The following is a 15,840-nucleotide window of genomic DNA, read 5'->3' as shown; positions in this document are numbered from 1 at the left end:
GGTGAGGTGGCGATCACGGGTGCTGGCTGCTGACGGAGACGACCTCGCCCGTCATGTAGCTGGAGTAGTCGCTGGCCAGGAAGACGATGACGTTGGCCAGCTCCCACGCCTCGGCCGGGCGCCCGAAGGCCTCCTTGGCACTCAGCTCGGCGAGCAGCTCGTCGGTGGTCACCTTGGCCAGGAACGGGTGCATCACGATGCTCGGCGCCACGGCGTTCACCCGAATGCCGTGCTCGGCCACGTCCAGCGCGGAGCAGCGGGTCAGCGCCATCACGCCGGCCTTGGCGGCGGCGTAGTGGGCCTGGCCCTGCTGGGCGCGCCAGCCGATCACCGAGGAGTTGTTGATGATCACGCCGCTGCCCTGGGGCACCATGTGCCGCAGCACCGCGCGGGTGGCGCGGAAGGTGGACGTCAGCGTCACGTCGAGCACGCTGCTCCACTGGTCGTCGGTCATGTCGATCACCGAGGCAGTGCCACCCAGGCCGGCGTTGTTCACCAGCACGTCGATGCGCCCGAGCTCGGCCACCGTGGCGTCCATCAGGTGGTCGATCTGCTCCTGGTTGGTGACGTCGCACGGGATGGCCAGCGGGCGGGTGCCGGTGGTCTCCTCGATCTTGTCGGCCGCCTCGGCCAGGCGACGCTCGTGGCGGTCGCTGATGGCCACGGTGGCGCCCTCGATGGCGCAGCGCTCGGCGGTGGAGAAGCCGATGCCGGTGCCGGCCGCGGCGGTGACCAGCACGGTCTTGCCGGCCAGCAGGTTGTGGCCCGGGCCCGGCTGCAGGGCCGGTGCGGACGCGGTGGTGCTCTCAGACATCTCAGGCCTTCCCAAGTCGGTTGAGGACCTGGTCGGCCTCGGTGATGATGCGCTGGATGAGCTCCTCGCAGCTGGGGGTGTCCTCGATGAGGCCCACCACCTGACCGGTGGCCATCACGCCGAGGTCGGTGCGGCCGTCGACCAGCGCGGAGCGGTAGAGCATGGGGGCGTTGGCCGCCATCACGACCTGGCTCCAGGAGAGGTCGTGCGACTTCTTCATCGCCAGGCCCTCCCGCATCATGTGCGTCCACGGGGTGCCGGAGAGCTTCTGGAAGGCCACCGCGTTGCGCACCGAGCGGGCCATCCGGCGGGCGCCGGAGCTGGACTCGATCTGGTCGATGGTGCCGGCGCGCAGCACGCGCTGGGGCACCCCGTCGATCTGCAGCGTGAGCACGGTGTCGTTGACCGTCTTGGACAGGTAGACGTCCTTGACGTTGGCCGCCACCGGGGAGTCGCTGGTGAGCAGGAACCGGGTGCCCATGGCGATGCCCTCGGCACCGTAGGCCAGCGCCGAGACCAGGCCGCGGCCGTCGAAGTAGCCACCGGCGGCGATCACCGGGATGTCCACGGCGTCGACGACCTGGGGCAGCAGCAGGCTGGTGGGGACGTTGCCGGTGTGGCCGCCGCCCTCCCCGCCCTGCACGAGCACCGCGTCGGCACCCCAGGCGGCGACCTTCTCCGCGTGCCGGCGGGCGCCGATGGAGGGCATGACCACCACGCCGGCGTCCTTGAGCCGGCCGATGAGGTCCTGCTTGGGGGCCAGGGCGAAGGAGGCCACCTTGACGCCGGCGCGGATGACCAGGTCGATCCGCTTGGCGATGTCGGCGGAGTCGGCCCGCAGGTTCACGCCGAAGGGGTTCTCGGTGAGGGCCTGGACCTTGGTGATGTTGTCCGACAGCTCCTCGTAGCTCATCGCGCCGCCGGCGATGATGCCCAGGCCGCCGGCGTTGGCGGTGGCGGCGGTGAGCCCGGCGTTGGAGACCCAGCCCATGCCGGTCTGCACGACCGGGTACTTGACGCCGAAGAGCTCGGTGACCCGGGTGCTCAGCGCGGGGTGCAGGCTCACTGCTTGACCTCCGGCTTGACCTCGCGGTCGCGCAGGCTGCGGGGGTCGATGACCTCGCGGATCAGCTGCAGCTCGGCGTCGGTGGGCAGCCGGGTGAAGGGCACGTCCGCGGGGACCACCAGGTCGAAGCCGGTGGCCTCCTGGACCTCCTCCACGGTGACTCCCGGGTGCAGCGACTTCAGCCGCAGCTGGCCGGTGGGCTTGTCGTAGTCCAGGACGGCGAGGTTGGTGACCACGGTGCGCAGGTCGTGGAACTTCGCGGCCGCGGGGCCCGCCTTCTGCGCGTTGTCGTTGCCGACGCCGCACACCATGTCCACCGTGGGGGTGAAGATGCGGGTGCTGTGCTTGGGCACCCAGTAGCTGGTGGGGTGGTAGACGCTGTTGCCCGGGGCGCCACGGGCGCCGAGCAGCTGCACCTTGGGCTTGGCGTGGTCGCCGATGGCCGAGATGTTGGTGTTGCCGTAGGAGTCGATCTGGCTCGGGATCATCATCACGTGCCGCTTGCCGCTCCACACCACGTCGAAGATGGTGCGGAAGGGGATCCAGGACTCGACGTCCTCGGGCGCGGCGGCACCGATGGCCCAGGTTCCCTTGACCACGGCGGCCTCGCCGTCGGTGAGCAGCAGGTCCGGGGAGAAGGTGTGCCGCGCCAGGCGCACGCCGATGGCGGGGATGGTGCCGAACGCGCTGGCCAGGATCTCACCGTTGTCGCGGAAGGCCTCGGCGCAGGCGATGACGCACACCTCGGCCCTGCTCACGTCGGTCTGGGTCGCGCCGGTCTGGGTCGCCTCGCTCATGCCGAAACCTCCGTGCTGCTGTTGGTCACTGCGGCCTGGTAGTCGGCCTCGGAGCCGGAGAGGTAGCGCTCGCTGAACTCGGCCCAGGCGGCCGGGTCGGCAGCGGCGGTGGCGTAGGCCTTCTGGAACTTCTCGTCGCGGCCGTAGTCGGGCACGCAGGAGGTGAAGTGGGCGCCGTTGGGGGCCTCCACCACGCCGCGGACCATCATCCGGGAGATGCGCTGGGTGGCCGGGTGCGCCGTGGCGGAGAGCTCCTCGGTGGGCACGACCTTCTCGCAGGAGACGTAGGCCCGCTCGGCGGCCATGCAGTACAGGTCGTCGAAGTACGGGTCCGGGCCGAGGAACTGGGCGTTGCCCTGCGCGTCGGCGCGGTTCATGTGCACCAGCGCGGCGTCGAGGTGCAGCGCCGGGACGGCCACCAGGTCCTCGCCGCTGCCGTAGGGGTCGGAGACCGTCTTGAGCTGGGGGTTGACGCGCATGACGTCGGAGCCCAGGCCGGCCCGGGTGGGCAGGAACGGCACGCGGATGGCCGCGGCGTACAGGCCCCACTGGAGCATGCCCTCGTCGTACTCGGTGACCTCGATGCTGCCGGCCTGGCGCGCCGCCCGGAAGTGCGGGTCGAGCGCGATGGAGTCCAGCGAGACGAAGCCGTAGACCAGGCGGCGGACCTTGCCGGCCGCGCACAGCAGGCCGGCGTCCGGACCGCCGTAGGTCACGATGGTCAGGTCGGTCAGGTCGGAGTTGAGAATCGCCCGGACCAGGGACATCGGCTTGCGCCGCGACCCCCATCCGCCGATCCCGATGGTCATCCCCGAGGACAGCTCGGCGACGACCTCCTGCTCGGTCATCCGTTTGTCAGCCACGTGCGTCCCTACCTCTGCTCGATCTACCTAGCAAGTGCTTGGTTGGGAGGCTAGCAGACGAGCGACCGTGGCTACTCGCTCTGCCGCGGCGCGCGGGGACACACCGGCGGGCCGTCCACGCCGCACTGCAGGTTCCGGTCCACCGCCAGCACGGCGGGGCTGGGCTGGCGCACCTCGGGACGGCCGTGCACCAGCACCAGCGCCACCACGGCACCGGCCCCGAGCAGGCCCGCGCAGATGAGCATCGCGGCGTCGAAGCCGGGGTCGAACACCGCCGGCTGCAGGTAGTCCGCTCCCCCGAGGCCCACCAGTGCGGGCAGCGCCGCCACGGCCAGCAGTCCGGCGGTGCGGGCCACCGCGTTGTTCACCCCGGACGCGGTGCCGGCCAGGTGTGCCGGTGCCGCGGCCAGCACGGCGGCGGTGAGCGGGGCCACCAGGCACGCCAGGCCCAGCCCGAACACCGTCACCGCGGGCAGCACGTCGCGCAGGTAGGACGAGCCCGGCCCGATGCGCAGGGTGAGCAGCAGCCCGGCCGCGGCCACCAGCGGGCCCACCGTCATCTGCAGCCGCGGGCCGATCCGCTGGGCCAGCGCCCCGGAGCGCGCGGAGAGCACCAGCATCAGCGCGGTCACCGGCAGCAACGCCAGCCCCGCCGCCACCGGGGAGAAGCCCGCCACCACCTGCAGCTGCAGCACCAGCAGGAAGAACACCCCGCCCAGCGCCGCGTAGACGGCCAGCGTCACCAGGTTGGCCGCGGTGAACAGCCGCGAGGCGAACAGCTCCAGCGGCACCAGCGGGTGCCGGCTGCGCCGCTCCACCACCACGAAGGCCCCGAGCGCCACCAGGCCCACCACCACCGGGACCCACTGCACGGCGATCAGCCCGTAGGTGAGCGCGGCGAGGCCGACCACGGTGAGCAACGCCCCGGTGAGGTCGAGCCGGCCGGGCGCCTGCGGGTCGCGGCTCTCCGGCACGTGGCGCACCCCCACCCACAGCACCAGCGCGGCCAGCGGGAGGTTGACCAGGAACACCGCTCGCCAGCTCACCTGCTCCACCAGCCAGCCGCCGACCAGCGGCCCGACGGCCGCGGCCACCCCGCCCAGGCCCGACCACGCCCCCACCGCCGCGCCGCGGTCGGACGCCCGGAAGCTGGCCGAGATCAGCGACAGGCTGCCGGGGGTGAGCAGGGCGCCGCCGATGCCCTGCAGGGCCCGGGCGGCCACCAGCATCTCCACGTTCAGCGCGAGGCCGCACAACAGCGAGGCCACCGCGAACCAGGCCACCCCCACCAGGAACACCCGGCGCCGGCCGTAGCGGTCCCCGAGCGCACCGCCCAGCAGGATGAGCGAGGCGAGCATCAGCGTGTAGCCGTTCAGGGTCCACTGCAGGCCGCCGAAGCCGGCGCCGAGCGCGGTACCGATCCGGGGCAGCGCGACGTTCACCACGGTGGAGTCCAGCAGGGCCATGCCGGAGCCGCCGATCGCGGCCAGCAGCAGCCAGCGTCCGCCCGCCGTGCCCATCGCCAGGCCCGGCTCGTCCACACCGTGCTGCTGCGTCAGGGTCCGCTCCCCCCGGTTCGGGCTGGTCAGGCCACTATCCCCCTGCTGACGGGGAGCCGGCTGACGCCTGCCGGGGTCGCACGGGAATTGCGCTGGGGATTGCTACGTTAGTTGACAGTGCAAGACTCAAGTAAGCGGAGCCGGGTGTCCGACACTCCGTGGTGAGAGAGGAACTTCATGCCAGGTTTTGACGACTTCTTCGGCTCAGGTTTCGGGGGCGAGCTCGGCGCGAACCGCCGGGTCGACCTCACGCGGGTGCTCAACCAGCAGTCGCACCAGGTGGTCGAGGCCGCGGCCAAGCACGCCGTCGAGCAGGGCCACCCCGAGGTCGACTCGCTGCACCTGCTGTGGGCGCTGAGCGGCCAGGAGCCCACCAGCTCCCTGCTGCGCCGGGTGGGCGTGGACGTCGAGGAGCTGCGCAACGACGTCGAGGCACAGCTGCCGGCCCGTCAGGGCATGACCGGCCCCGCAGCCGCGCTTCCGTCGCTGGGGCCGGCCAGCCAGCGCGTGCTGCTGGCCGCCCACCAGATCGCCCGCGCGCTGGGCTCCACCTACGTCGACCCGGTGCACGTGCTGCTGGCCCTGTCCGCCAACCCGGCCAACACCGCCGGCCGGCTGCTGGCCGCCCGCGGCGCCAACCCGCAGACCCTGCAGGTGGCGGCTGGGGAGACCGACCACGACGCCTCCGGCGAGGAGCAGAGCGAGACGCCCACGCTGGACGAGTACGGGCTGGACCTCACCGCCCAGGCCCGCGCCGGCGAGCTGGACCCGGTGATCGGCCGCGCCGAGGAGATCGAGCAGACCATCGAGGTGCTGTCCCGGCGCACCAAGAACAACCCGGTGCTCATCGGTGAGGCGGGCGTGGGCAAGACCGCCATCGTGGAGGGCCTCGCGCAGCGCATCGTCGACGGCGACGTCCCGCCGCTGCTGCACGGCAAGCGCGTGGTGGCGCTGGAGATCTCCGGCATGCTCGCCGGCACCCGCTACCGGGGCGACTTCGAGGAGCGGATGAAGAAGGTGATCGACGAGATCGTCGCCCACCGCGACGAGGTCATCGTGTTCATCGACGAGGTGCACACCGTGGTCGGCGCCGGTGGCGCGGACGGCGCGGTGGACGCCGGCAACATCCTCAAGCCGCGGCTGGCCCGGGGTGAGCTGCACCTGGTGGGTGCCACCACCCTGAGCGAGTACCGGCGCATCGAGAAGGACCCCGCGCTGGAGCGCCGCTTCCAGCCGGTCAAGGTGGACGAGCCCAGCGTGGCCGACGCCATCACCATCCTGCGGGGGCTGCAGGGCCGCTACGAGGAGCACCACGAGGTGCGCTACACCGACGAGGCCGTCGTGGCCGCGGTGGAGCTCTCCGACCGGTACCTGCCCGACCGCCACCTGCCGGACAAGGCGATCGACCTGATCGACCAGGCCGGTGCTCGGCTGCGGCTGCGGCGCAGCAACAGCCCGGTGGCCGAGCTGGAGCAGAAGCTGGCGCGGCTGACCCAGGAGAAGGACCGCTCGGTGGCCACCGAGGACTACGAGCGCGCCTCCGCCCTGCGCGACGAGATCGCCGCGCTGGAGGTGACGATCGCCGGCGCCTCGGCCGAGGAGCCCTCCCACGAGGTGGGCGCCGACCAGATCGCCGACGTGCTCGCCCGTGCCACCGGCATCCCGGTGAACCAGGTGAGCGCGCACGACAAGGAGCGGCTGCGCCGGCTGGAGGACGAGCTGCACCAGCGGGTGATCGGCCAGGACGACGCGGTGCACGCCATCGCCAGGGCGGTGCGGCGCAGCCGGACCGGCATGGGCGACGGCAACCGCCCGGTGGGCAGCTTCCTGTTCCTGGGCCCCACCGGCGTGGGCAAGACCGAGCTGGCCAAGGCACTGGCCACCTCGCTGTTCGGCGACGAGGACAGCATGATCCGGCTGGACATGAGCGAGTTCGGTGAGCGGCACAACGTCAGCCGCCTGGTCGGGTCGCCTCCCGGTTACGTCGGCTACGACGAGGCCGGGCAGCTGACCGAGGCCGTGCGGCGTCGCCCGTACTCGGTGGTGCTGCTGGACGAGGTGGAGAAGGCGCACCCGGACGTGTTCAACATCCTGCTGCAGGTGCTCGACGACGGGCGCCTGACCGACGGGCAGGGCCGGACGGTGGACTTCAAGAACACCGTGCTGATCATGACCAGCAACCTCGGCTCGGACATCATCTCCAGCCGCTCCGGTGGCATCGGCTTCGCCACCGAGGCTCAGCAGCGGGAGGGCACCAAGGTGCGCGAGCGGCTGATGGGCCGGCTGCGGGAGAGCTTCCGCCCGGAGTTCCTCAACCGCATCGACGAGATCGTGGTGTTCGCCAAGCTGGAGCTGGAGCAGCTGCGCCAGATCACCGACCTGCTGCTGGGCGCCACCCGCAGCCGGCTGGCCGGGCTGGACATCAGCCTGGAGCTCACGCCGGCGGCGGTGGACTGGATCGCCGAGCACGGCCACGAGCCGGAGTTCGGCGCCCGCCCGCTGCGGCGGACCATCCAGCGCGAGGTCGACGACCGCATCGCCGACCTGCTGGTGGACGACGCGGTGACCGCCGGTGGCGCGGTGCGGGTGGACGTGGTGGACGGCGAGCTCACCGTCGAGCCCGTGGCGACGGCTGCGGTGTCCAGCCACGCGCTGGCGCTGGCGGGCTGAGCGCCTCCGCACGCTGATGCGAAAGCGGCCGGCACCCTTCGCGGGGTGCCGGCCGTTCTCTGTTGGGGCGTCTGCAAGTACCACCGTGCGCCGCGGTGGGGGTACTGCAAGTACCCCCAAGCGGTCCGGCTAGACGCAGACCGGCTGCACCACGGCGTGCGGGAAATCCGCGTCGCGGTGCTGGAACGCCAGGATCGCCGGGTTCTGGATCACCCCGTCGCGGATCTCGATCGCCCGGCTGATGGTCTGCTCGGCGTCCCAGGACTCCTGCCCGCTGAGCACCGTGCGCAGGTGCGGCAGCAGCGCCAGGCTGATCTCCCACGTCGCGGAGTGCCACAGGTACGACGGGCTGTGGTCCACCGCGTAGTACTGCACGTGGTCGCCCACCAGGAACGTCGGCTCGGCGAACGACGTCGGTCGAGCCCAGCTGAAGCCCATCCCCTCGTCGCAGGAGACGTCCACCACCAGGCTGCCGGGCGCGAACGCCGCGAGGTCCTCCTCGAGCAGGAAGGTCAACGGCGCCGCGGTGTCCTGCAGGACGCAGTTGACCACGATGTCGTTCTCGGCCAGGAAGGGCGCCAGCGGCACCCGGCCGTCCACGGTGTTGGCGTAGCTGCGGTGCGGGTCCGTGGAGTCGTGCTCGAACTGCACGATGTCCACCGAGTGGATCGGCGAGCCGACCGCGGCCACCTCCCGGTTGGTCATCACCCGCACGTCGTCCACCCCGTGCGCGCTGAGCGCGGTGATTGCCCCGCGGGCCGTGGCGCCGAAGCCGATCACCGTGGCCCGCAGCCGGCGACCGTAGTCACCGGTCAGCCCCGCCAGCTGCATCGCGTGCAGCACGGAGCTGTACCCGGCCAGCTCGTTGTTCTTGTGGAACACGTGCAGGCTGAACCCACCGTCCTTGGTCCAGTGATTCATCGCCTCGAACGCGATGAGGGTCAGCCGCTGCGCGACGGCCTGCTCGGTGAGCGCGGTGTCCTGCACGCAGTGCGGCCATCCCCAGATCACCTGCCCGGTGCGCATCTCCGCGAGGTCGGCGGCCTGCACCTTGGGCAGCAGGATCACGTCGGAGCTGGCGATCAGCTCGGCGCGCGAGCGCATTCCCGCGATGTCGCGCGCCAGCTCGTCGTCGGTGATGCCGAAGGGCTCGCCGTACCCGTGCTCGAGGTAGATCCGTGCGCGCAGGTCAGGGTCGATCCGGGCGAGGTGCGCGGGATGGATGGGCAGGCGCCGCTCGTCGGGCTTGCGGGAGTGCGCCAGGACGCCCAGGGAGAGCAGCTCAGTGGTGGGGGGCCGGTCAGCGTTTCTTGACATTGGCCGTCACCTCGACGGCTGCGTTTGCGTTGTCGGCCTTCGTCTTCTTGTCGGCGCGCTTCTCTTTCAGCGACTTGCCGGACTTCTTCGACATGGTGGTGCGGGGCGACTTGTCAGACATGGGATGACCCCTAGATTGGGAACCTGAGCGGTCCCGTTGGCCTGACCGTACGGCAACGGTGCAATCGTCAGCGTGAGGTCGTCGCGCGGCTCGGACGGCGGACGACTCGCGGTGCCAGCCCGCTTGGTAGCGGTTGCAGACGCGGGCCGGGCGCGGTGGGGTACTGCAAGTACCACCAAGTCAGGACAGGCGCTCGCACAGGTGCACCGCCACGTCCTGCCCGGCGCTCTTGCCGATGGCCCGCCGCAGCTCCGCCCGCACCGGCAGCTTGTGCGTGCCGTCGCCGAGCGCCATGAACGCGCTCTCGAACGGCCGCTCGTCCATGGTGCCGCGCACCTTCACCAGCCCGCGGGTGCCGAAGAAGCCCGCCGAGTCGGGCATCACCACGTACGTCCACCCACCCTTGCCCGGGCTCTGCTGCAGGGTGGCGGTGAACCACTTGTCCAGGGGACGCGCAACGGTGCTCATGACAACCGCCCTTCCACCGGGGTCTACTGGTGCAGACCGTGGAACGGCGCCGAACTCATCGCCCGAGCCCCCGAGCCCCCGAGCCCCCGGGCCCCGAAGCCGGCGGCTAGCCCGCTGCCGCGATCGCTGACAGCAGCGGCTGCGCCAGCTCCGGCCGACAGATCAGCAGGTCCGGCAGGTACGGGTGCGCCTCGTTGTAGCGCAGCGGCGATCCGTCCACGCGGGAGGCGTGCAGCCCTGCGGCGAGCACCACGCCCACCGGGGCCGCGGAGTCCCACTCCCACTGCCCACCGGCGTGCACGTAGGCCTCGGCGTCACCACGCAGCACCGCCATCGCCTTGGCGCCGGCCGAGCCCATGGTCACCAGCTCGCCACCCACCGCCTGCGCCATCGCGGCCGCGAACACCGGGGGACGGCTGGCGCTCACCAGGATCCGCGGACCCGAGCCGGCCGCGCCGGAGCCGGCCAGCACCGCGTCGTCGTCGGCGTACACCGCACCCAGCGCGGGCTGCGCCACGGCCGCAGCGGTGATCCCGGCTCGCTCGGTTCCGGCGCTGCGCTGCCACAGCGCCACGTGCACCGCCCAGTCGTCGTGGTCGGGCAGGCCGAACTCCCGGGAGCCGTCCAGCGGATCGATGATCCACACCCGGTCGCTGCTCAGCCGCTGCGGGCTGTCGGCCGACTCCTCCGACAGCACCGCATCGTCCGGTCGCAGCTGCGCCAGTCGCCGCAGCAGCATCTCGTTGGCCAGCTTGTCGCCGCGCTGGCCCAGCTGCTTGGGCGTCAGGTGAGCGGGGGCCTCGGCGCGGACCTGCAGCAGCAGCTGCCCCGCCTCCTCGGCGATCTGCGCGGCCAGTCGGGAGTCGTTCACAGCTGCTCCAGCACGAGGTCGAGGATGGCGCCGGCCATGTCCGCGGGCGCGCCGTCCTCCGGGCGCAGCAGCAGGTCGGGTGACTGCGGCGCCTCGTAGGGCGAGTCGATGCCGGTGAAGCCGATGATCTCCCCCGCCCGAGCCTTGGCGTACATGCCCTTGGGGTCCCGCTCCTCGCAGGTGGCCAGCGGGGTGTCCACGAAGACCTCCACGAACGGCAGTCCCGCGGCCTCGTGCGCGGCGCGGGCCTTGGCGCGGTCGGCCCGGAACGGGCTGATCAGCGACACCACCGACACCACGCCGGCGTCGGCCAGCAGCACCGCCACCTCGCCCACCCGGCGCACGTTCTCCGCGCGGTCGGCGTCGGAGAACCCGAGGTCGGCGTTGAGGCCGTGGCGCAGGTTGTCACCGTCCAGCAGGTAGGCGGGGTGTCCGGCCGCCACCAGCCGGCGCTCCAGCTCCACCGCCACCGAGGACTTGCCCGAGCCGGACAGCCCGGTGATCCACACGGTCATCCCGCGGGTGCTGCGGTCGGTGCGCTCCACCGCGGCGGAGTGCCACACCACCTGCGCCTGCGGCAGCGACGGGCCGGTGATCATGCCCGCAGCCACCGTGGCGTTGGTGGCGTCGTCGATCAGGATGAAGCTGCCGGTGTCGCGGTTGCGGCGGTAGGCGTCGAAGAGCAGCGGCGCCTGGGTGCGCAGCCGCACCCGGCCGATCTCGTTGAGCGACAACGCTGTTGCTGACTCGTCCCGGTGCAGGGTGTTGACGTCGAGCCGGTAGTCGAGCTGGCGCACCACGGCCTTGGTGGCCTTGGTGGTGTGCAGGATCGTGTACTTGGCCCCCGGAGTGAGCGCGGCCGTCTCGGTCAGCCAGCACAGCATCGCGTCGACGTCCTGGCCCACGTGCGGACGGTTGGCCGGACGGCAGATCAGGTCGCCGCGGGAGATGTCGATGTCGTCGGTCAGCTGCATGGTCACGGCCGCCGGGGTGAACGCCTCGTCCAGCGGCACCCCGCCCGGGCCCCAGATCTTGTCCACCGTGGAGCTGAAGCCCGACGGCAGCACCGTCACCTCGTCACCGGGGCGGAACACTCCCCCGGCCACGGTGCCGGCGTAGCTGCGATGGTCGTGCAGCTCGGGGTCGTCCGTTGCTGCCCCGCTCGAGCCGTCCAGGTTCTGCGGCCGGATCACGTACTGCACCGGGAAGCGTGCGTCGATGAGGTTGCGGTCCGACGACGACGTCACCTCCTCCAGGTGGTGCAGCAGCGAGGCGCCCTCGTACCAGTCCATGCTGGTGGAGCGGTTCACGATGTTGTCGCCCTGCAGCGCCGACATCGGGATGAACGTCAGGTCCGCCACGTCGAGCTTCATCGCGAAGACGCGGAACTCCTCGCGGATCTCCTCGAAGCGCTCCTGCGACCAGTCGACCAGGTCCATCTTGTTGACGCACAGCACCAGGTGCGGGATGCCCAGCAGGGTGGAGAGGAAGGCGTGCCGGCGGGTCTGCTCCAGCACCCCCTTGCGGGCGTCGATGAGGATCATCGCCAGGTCGGCGGTGGAGGCACCGGTGACCATGTTGCGGGTGTACTGCACGTGCCCGGGGGTGTCGGCGATGATGAACTTGCGCCGGGGCGTGGCGAAGTAGCGGTAGGCCACGTCGATGGTGATGCCCTGCTCCCGCTCGGCGCGCAGGCCGTCGGTGAGCAGCGCCAGGTCCGGCGTGGCCGAGCCGCGGTCGCGGCTGGTCTGGGCGACCGCCTCGAGCTGGTCGGTGAAGATGGCCTTGGAGTCGTAGAGCAGTCGCCCGATGAGCGTCGACTTGCCGTCGTCGACGCTGCCTGCGGTGGCGATGCGGAGCAGCTGCGGCATCAGAAGTACCCGTCCTTCTTGCGGTCTTCCATCCCGGCCTCGGAGATGCGGTCGTCGGCGCGGGTGGCCCCGCGCTCGGTGACGCGGGTGGCGGCCACCTCGGCCACCACGGCCGCGGTGGTGGTGGCGTCGGACTCCACGCAGCCGGTGCCGGTGGCGTCGCCGACGGTGCGGAAGCGCACCTGGGCCTCGAAGGGCTGCTCGCCGGGCAGCAGCGTGAGGTGGCGGGTGACGGCGAGCAGCATGCCGTCGCGCTCGACCACCGGGCGGCGGTGGGCGAAGTAGATCGACGGCAATGGGATCTGCTGCTCGTGGATGTACTGCCAGATGTCCAGCTCGGTCCAGTTGGACAGCGGGAACACCCGGATGTGCTCGCCGCGGTGGTGGCGGCCGTTGTACAGGCTCCACAGCTCGGGGCGCTGGTTGCGCGGGTCCCACTGGCCGAACTCGTCGCGGAAGCTGAACACCCGCTCCTTGGCGCGGGCCTTCTCCTCGTCGCGCCGCGCCCCGCCGAAGGCCGCGTCGAAGCGGTTCTCCGCGATGCCGCGGAGCAGGGTGGCGATCTGCAGCCGGTTGCGGCTGGCCCGCGGGCCGGTCTCCTCCACGCTGCGCCCGGCGTCGATGTCGTCCTGCACGCTGGCCACCACCAGGCGCAGGCCCAGGTCGGCCACGGTGCGGTCGCGGAACTCCAGCACCTCGTCGAAGTTGTGCCCGGTGTCCACGTGCATCACCGGGAACGGCACCGGCGCCGGCCAGAACGCACGGGTAGCCAGGTGCAGCATGACGACGGAGTCCTTGCCGCCGGAGAACAGCAGGCCGGGGCGCTCGAAGACGGCGGCGACCTCGCGGAAGATGTGCACCGCCTCGGCCTCCAGCGCCTGCAGGTGGGTCAGCTCGTAGGTGCTGCTCACAGGGGGTGTCCCCCTCTGGCGGAGCGAGGGTCGAAGGTCATGGCTGGAAACACTGGCACAAAACTAGAATAAGTTCTAGTGTCGCCGAATGGACCTGGAAACGCTGGAAGAGATCAAGCGCCTGAAGTACCGCTACCTGCGTGCCGTCGACACCAAGGACTTCGACCTGCTGGAGTCGACGCTCACCCCGGACGCCGACGCCGCCTACGGGCACAAGCTGACCTTCACCGGGCGCGAGGAGATCCTGGCGTTCATGCGCAAGTCCCTGGACCGCAACAGCATCACCGAGCACCACGTCGGTCACCCCGAGATCGACGTCGACGGCGACACCGCCACCGGCACCTGGTACCTGCAGGACCGGGTGATCGTGCCGAAGTACAAGTTCATCCTGCAGGGCGCGGCGTTCTACACCGACACCTACGTCCGGGGCGAGGACGGCCAGTGGTGGATCAGCTCCACCGGCTACGTGCGCACCTACGAGGCGACGATGTCCACCGACGACGTGCCCAGCTTCGCGCTCACCGTCAACCGCTGGGCGGACCGCAAGTGAGCACCGCGGGGGTGCTGGCCGACAAGGTCGTGGTGGTCTCCGGCGTCGGCCCCGGGCTCGGCCGCTCCATCGCCCTGCAGAGCGCGGCGGCCGGTGCCGACCTGGTGCTGGCCGCGCGCACGCAGTCGCGCCTGGACGAGGTGGCCAAGGAGGTCCGCGAGCTGGGCCGCGAGGTGCTGACCGTGCGCACCGACATCACCGACGACAGCTCCGCCGCAGGGTTGGTGCAGGCGTCGCTGGACAAGTTCGGCCGGGTGGACGTGCTGGTGAACAACGCCTTCGGCATGCCGCCGATGAAGAAGCTGGCCGACGTGGACTTCGAGGCGATCCGCGCGGCGTTCGAGGTGACCGTGCTGGGTGGGCTGCGGCTGACCAAGCTGTTCGTGCCGGCCCTGGCCGAGAGCAAGGGCGCGGTGGTGATGATCAACTCCTCGGTCATCCGGCACACCCAGGCGCCGTACGGGCCGTACAAGATCACCAAGGCCGCGCTGCTTGCGGCCTCGCAGAGCCTGGCCACCGAGCTGGGTCCGCGCGGCATCCGGGTGAACACCGTGGCGCCCGGCTGGATCTGGGCCGACAGCCTCAAGTGGTACTTCGACCACCTGGCCGGCAAGCGCGGCGTGCCGGTGCAGCAGGTCTACGACGAGACCGCCGCGGCGATGGACCTGCGCAAGCTGCCCGAGCCGGACGAGATCGCCGACGCCGTGGTGTTCCTGGCGTCGCCGATGGCCCGGGCCATCACCGGACAGACACTGGACGTCAACTGTGGGGAGTTCCACCCGTGACCGCACCGCACACCACCGTCGGCACCGTCGAGGACCTGCACGCCTCGGCGTCCCGGTTGACCGGGCTGGACGACTTCGGCGACCAGGGCTACCTGGAGGGGCTGCGGGTCCTGCTGGACTCCTACATCACCGAGGCGGAGCTGACCCCGCTGGGCTCCAAGGTCGCGCGGGTGTTCCTGCGCGGCGCGCTGGTGGCCCGGCTGCTCAGCGAGGACGCCTGGAAGAAGAACCCGCAGCACGCCGACGTGGCCATCGAGCGGCCGATCTTCGTCACCGGGCTGCCGCGCACCGGCACCACGGCGCTGCACCGGCTGCTCACCGCCGACCCCGGCCACCAGGGCCCGGAGATGTGGCTGACGGAGTTCCCGCAGCCGCGACCGCCGCGCCAGACGTGGGCGGACAACCCGGTGTTCCAGGGCATCGAGGCCGCGTTCAGCCAGCACCACGTGGAGCGCCCGGAGTTCATGGGCGTGCACTACATGTCCGCCAGCGAGGTGGAGGAGTGCTGGCAGCTGCTGCGGCAGTCGATGCAGTCGGTGTCCTACGAGTCGCTGGCACACATCCCGACGTACTCGCAGTGGCTGGCGGAGCAGAGCTGGACGTCGGCCTACGCCCGACACCGCAAGAACCTGCAGCTGATCGGGCTGAACGACACGGACCGGCGGTGGGTGCTGAAGAACCCCAGCCACCTGTTCGCCCTGGACGCGCTGCTGGAGGTGTACCCGGACGCGCTCATCGTCCAGACGCACCGCGACCCGCGGACGGCGATCCCGTCCTCGTGCAGCCTCAGCGCGCAGGCGGCGCAGGGGTGGTCGGACAAGTTCACCGACCAGCTGATCGGGCGCGACCAGGTGGACCTGTGGGCACGGGGGCTGGATGCGTTCACCGAGGCGCGGGCCAAGGCCGATCCGGCGCAGTTCTGCGACGTCTACTACGAGGACTTCGTCGGGGACGCGCTGGGCACGGTGGAGGGCATCTACCGCCACTTCGGCATCACCCTCAGCGACGAGGCGCGGAAGGCGCAGCAGGACATGCACGCGGAGAGCACCAGCGGGCCGCGCACGCCGTCGCACCGCTACAAGCTGTCCGACTTCGGGCTCACCGAGGCCGACATCGACGCCCGCTTCGCCCGGTACGCGCGGCGCAGCTGATCAGCGGGGCTCTCCCGAGGTCGGGC

14 protein-coding genes and 1 pseudogene are annotated in these 15,840 nt (G+C 71.3%); 4 read left to right on the top strand and 11 right to left on the bottom strand.

The genetic code is table 11. From position 1 onward, the window contains the following. Window positions 1-13 precede the first annotated feature (13 nt). The 5 genes from ELX43_RS07955 to ELX43_RS07935 form a co-directional block, all read right to left on the bottom strand. A complete protein-coding gene (locus ELX43_RS07955; RefSeq protein ID WP_127782901.1) occupies window positions 14-814 on the bottom strand; it encodes an SDR family oxidoreductase in 801 nt (266 codons plus the stop codon). 1 nt (window position 815) lies between these two features. Continuing rightward, a complete protein-coding gene (locus ELX43_RS07950) occupies window positions 816-1,880 on the bottom strand; it encodes a nitronate monooxygenase family protein (protein ID WP_206518141.1) in 1,065 nt (354 codons plus the stop codon). Further along, window positions 1,877-2,677 (bottom strand): CoA-transferase, encoded by an 801-nt coding sequence (locus tag ELX43_RS07945; RefSeq protein WP_127782900.1) that lies wholly within the window; start codon window positions 2,675-2,677, stop codon window positions 1,877-1,879. Before ELX43_RS07945 ends, ELX43_RS07950 begins: the two co-directional genes overlap by 4 nt. Further along, a complete protein-coding gene (locus ELX43_RS07940) occupies window positions 2,674-3,540 on the bottom strand; it encodes a CoA-transferase (protein WP_127782899.1) in 867 nt (288 codons plus the stop codon). The genes ELX43_RS07945 and ELX43_RS07940 overlap by 4 nt, the downstream gene beginning before the upstream one ends. Before the next feature lie 71 nt (window positions 3,541-3,611). Further along, window positions 3,612-5,060, bottom strand: coding sequence for a DHA2 family efflux MFS transporter permease subunit (locus tag ELX43_RS07935; RefSeq protein WP_127784760.1), 1,449 nt, complete (start codon window positions 5,058-5,060; stop codon window positions 3,612-3,614). 216 nt (window positions 5,061-5,276) lie between these two features. On the opposite strand from ELX43_RS07935, the gene ELX43_RS07930 reads away from it, so the two are divergent. Further along, a complete protein-coding gene (locus ELX43_RS07930) occupies window positions 5,277-7,769 on the top strand; it encodes an ATP-dependent Clp protease ATP-binding subunit (RefSeq protein ID WP_127782898.1) in 2,493 nt (830 codons plus the stop codon). Window positions 7,770-7,898: 129 nt separating this feature from the next. Here the strand turns inward: ELX43_RS07930 and ELX43_RS07925 are convergent, their stop codons facing one another. The 6 genes and pseudogenes from ELX43_RS07925 to cysD form a co-directional block, all read right to left on the bottom strand. Further along, window positions 7,899-9,086, bottom strand: coding sequence for a N(5)-(carboxyethyl)ornithine synthase (locus tag ELX43_RS07925; protein ID WP_127782897.1), 1,188 nt, complete (start codon window positions 9,084-9,086; stop codon window positions 7,899-7,901). Beyond that, entirely contained in the window at window positions 9,070-9,207 is a 138-nt protein-coding gene (locus tag ELX43_RS17610) for a hypothetical protein (protein WP_164860612.1), read from the bottom strand. The genes ELX43_RS07925 and ELX43_RS17610 overlap by 17 nt, the downstream gene beginning before the upstream one ends. 180 nt (window positions 9,208-9,387) lie before the next feature. Continuing rightward, window positions 9,388-9,675: a DUF1905 domain-containing protein gene (locus ELX43_RS07920; protein WP_127782896.1), complete on the bottom strand. Its 288-nt coding sequence runs from the start codon at window positions 9,673-9,675 to the stop codon at window positions 9,388-9,390. Between the two features lie 118 nt (window positions 9,676-9,793). Further along, window positions 9,794-10,546 (bottom strand): annotated as a pseudogene (locus ELX43_RS07915) (3'(2'),5'-bisphosphate nucleotidase CysQ); the annotation flags it as partial. Next, a complete protein-coding gene (cysC, locus tag ELX43_RS07910; RefSeq protein WP_127782894.1) occupies window positions 10,543-12,417 on the bottom strand; it encodes an adenylyl-sulfate kinase in 1,875 nt (624 codons plus the stop codon). The pseudogene ELX43_RS07915 and the gene cysC, both read right to left, overlap by 4 nt. Further along, the gene (gene cysD, locus ELX43_RS07905) at window positions 12,417-13,328 is read right to left on the bottom strand and encodes a sulfate adenylyltransferase subunit CysD (protein ID WP_127782893.1); all 912 of its coding nucleotides are present in this window, start codon (window positions 13,326-13,328) and stop codon (window positions 12,417-12,419) included. The genes cysC and cysD overlap by 1 nt, the downstream gene beginning before the upstream one ends. A gap of 88 nt (window positions 13,329-13,416) precedes the next feature. On the opposite strand from cysD, the gene ELX43_RS07900 reads away from it, so the two are divergent. Genes ELX43_RS07900 through ELX43_RS07890 form a run of 3 tightly spaced genes read left to right on the top strand, consistent with a single transcriptional unit; the run spans window position 13,417 to window position 15,814 of the window. After that, window positions 13,417-13,878 carry a nuclear transport factor 2 family protein gene (locus ELX43_RS07900; RefSeq protein ID WP_127782892.1) on the top strand — a complete coding sequence of 154 codons (462 nt, stop codon included), beginning with the start codon at window positions 13,417-13,419 and terminating at the stop codon, window positions 13,876-13,878. Continuing rightward, window positions 13,875-14,663 (top strand): SDR family oxidoreductase, encoded by a 789-nt coding sequence (locus ELX43_RS07895; protein WP_206518140.1) that lies wholly within the window; start codon window positions 13,875-13,877, stop codon window positions 14,661-14,663. The genes ELX43_RS07900 and ELX43_RS07895 overlap by 4 nt, the downstream gene beginning before the upstream one ends. Beyond that, window positions 14,660-15,814: a sulfotransferase gene (locus ELX43_RS07890; RefSeq protein WP_127782891.1), complete on the top strand. Its 1,155-nt coding sequence runs from the start codon at window positions 14,660-14,662 to the stop codon at window positions 15,812-15,814. The genes ELX43_RS07895 and ELX43_RS07890 overlap by 4 nt, the downstream gene beginning before the upstream one ends. Window positions 15,815-15,840: the final 26 nt, after the last annotated feature.

Source organism: Rhodococcus sp. X156 (assembly GCF_004006015.1).
Lineage (GTDB): Bacteria > Actinomycetota > Actinomycetes > Mycobacteriales > Mycobacteriaceae > X156.
Note: the sequence above shows the minus strand (reverse complement) of the source record. Positions and strands in the feature narration are given on the sequence as shown.

Bases quoted from the DNA above. Each gene is read 5' to 3' on its own strand.
- cysC (WP_127782894.1), bottom strand. From the start codon at position 12,417: ATGCCGCAGCTGCTCCGCATCGCCACCGCAGGCAGCGTCGACGACGGC.
- ELX43_RS07930 (WP_127782898.1), top strand. From the start codon at position 5,277: ATGCCAGGTTTTGACGACTTCTTCGGCTCAGGTTTCGGGGGCGAGCTC.
- ELX43_RS07935 (WP_127784760.1), bottom strand. From the start codon at position 5,060: ATGGGCACGGCGGGCGGACGCTGGCTGCTGCTGGCCGCGATCGGCGGC.
- ELX43_RS07920 (WP_127782896.1), bottom strand. From the start codon at position 9,675: ATGAGCACCGTTGCGCGTCCCCTGGACAAGTGGTTCACCGCCACCCTG.
- ELX43_RS07945 (WP_127782900.1), bottom strand. From the start codon at position 2,677: ATGAGCGAGGCGACCCAGACCGGCGCGACCCAGACCGACGTGAGCAGG.
- ELX43_RS07900 (WP_127782892.1), top strand. From the start codon at position 13,417: ATGGACCTGGAAACGCTGGAAGAGATCAAGCGCCTGAAGTACCGCTAC.
- ELX43_RS07955 (WP_127782901.1), bottom strand. From the start codon at position 814: ATGTCTGAGAGCACCACCGCGTCCGCACCGGCCCTGCAGCCGGGCCCG.
- ELX43_RS07925 (WP_127782897.1), bottom strand. From the start codon at position 9,086: ATGTCAAGAAACGCTGACCGGCCCCCCACCACTGAGCTGCTCTCCCTG.
- ELX43_RS17610 (WP_164860612.1), bottom strand. From the start codon at position 9,207: ATGTCTGACAAGTCGCCCCGCACCACCATGTCGAAGAAGTCCGGCAAG.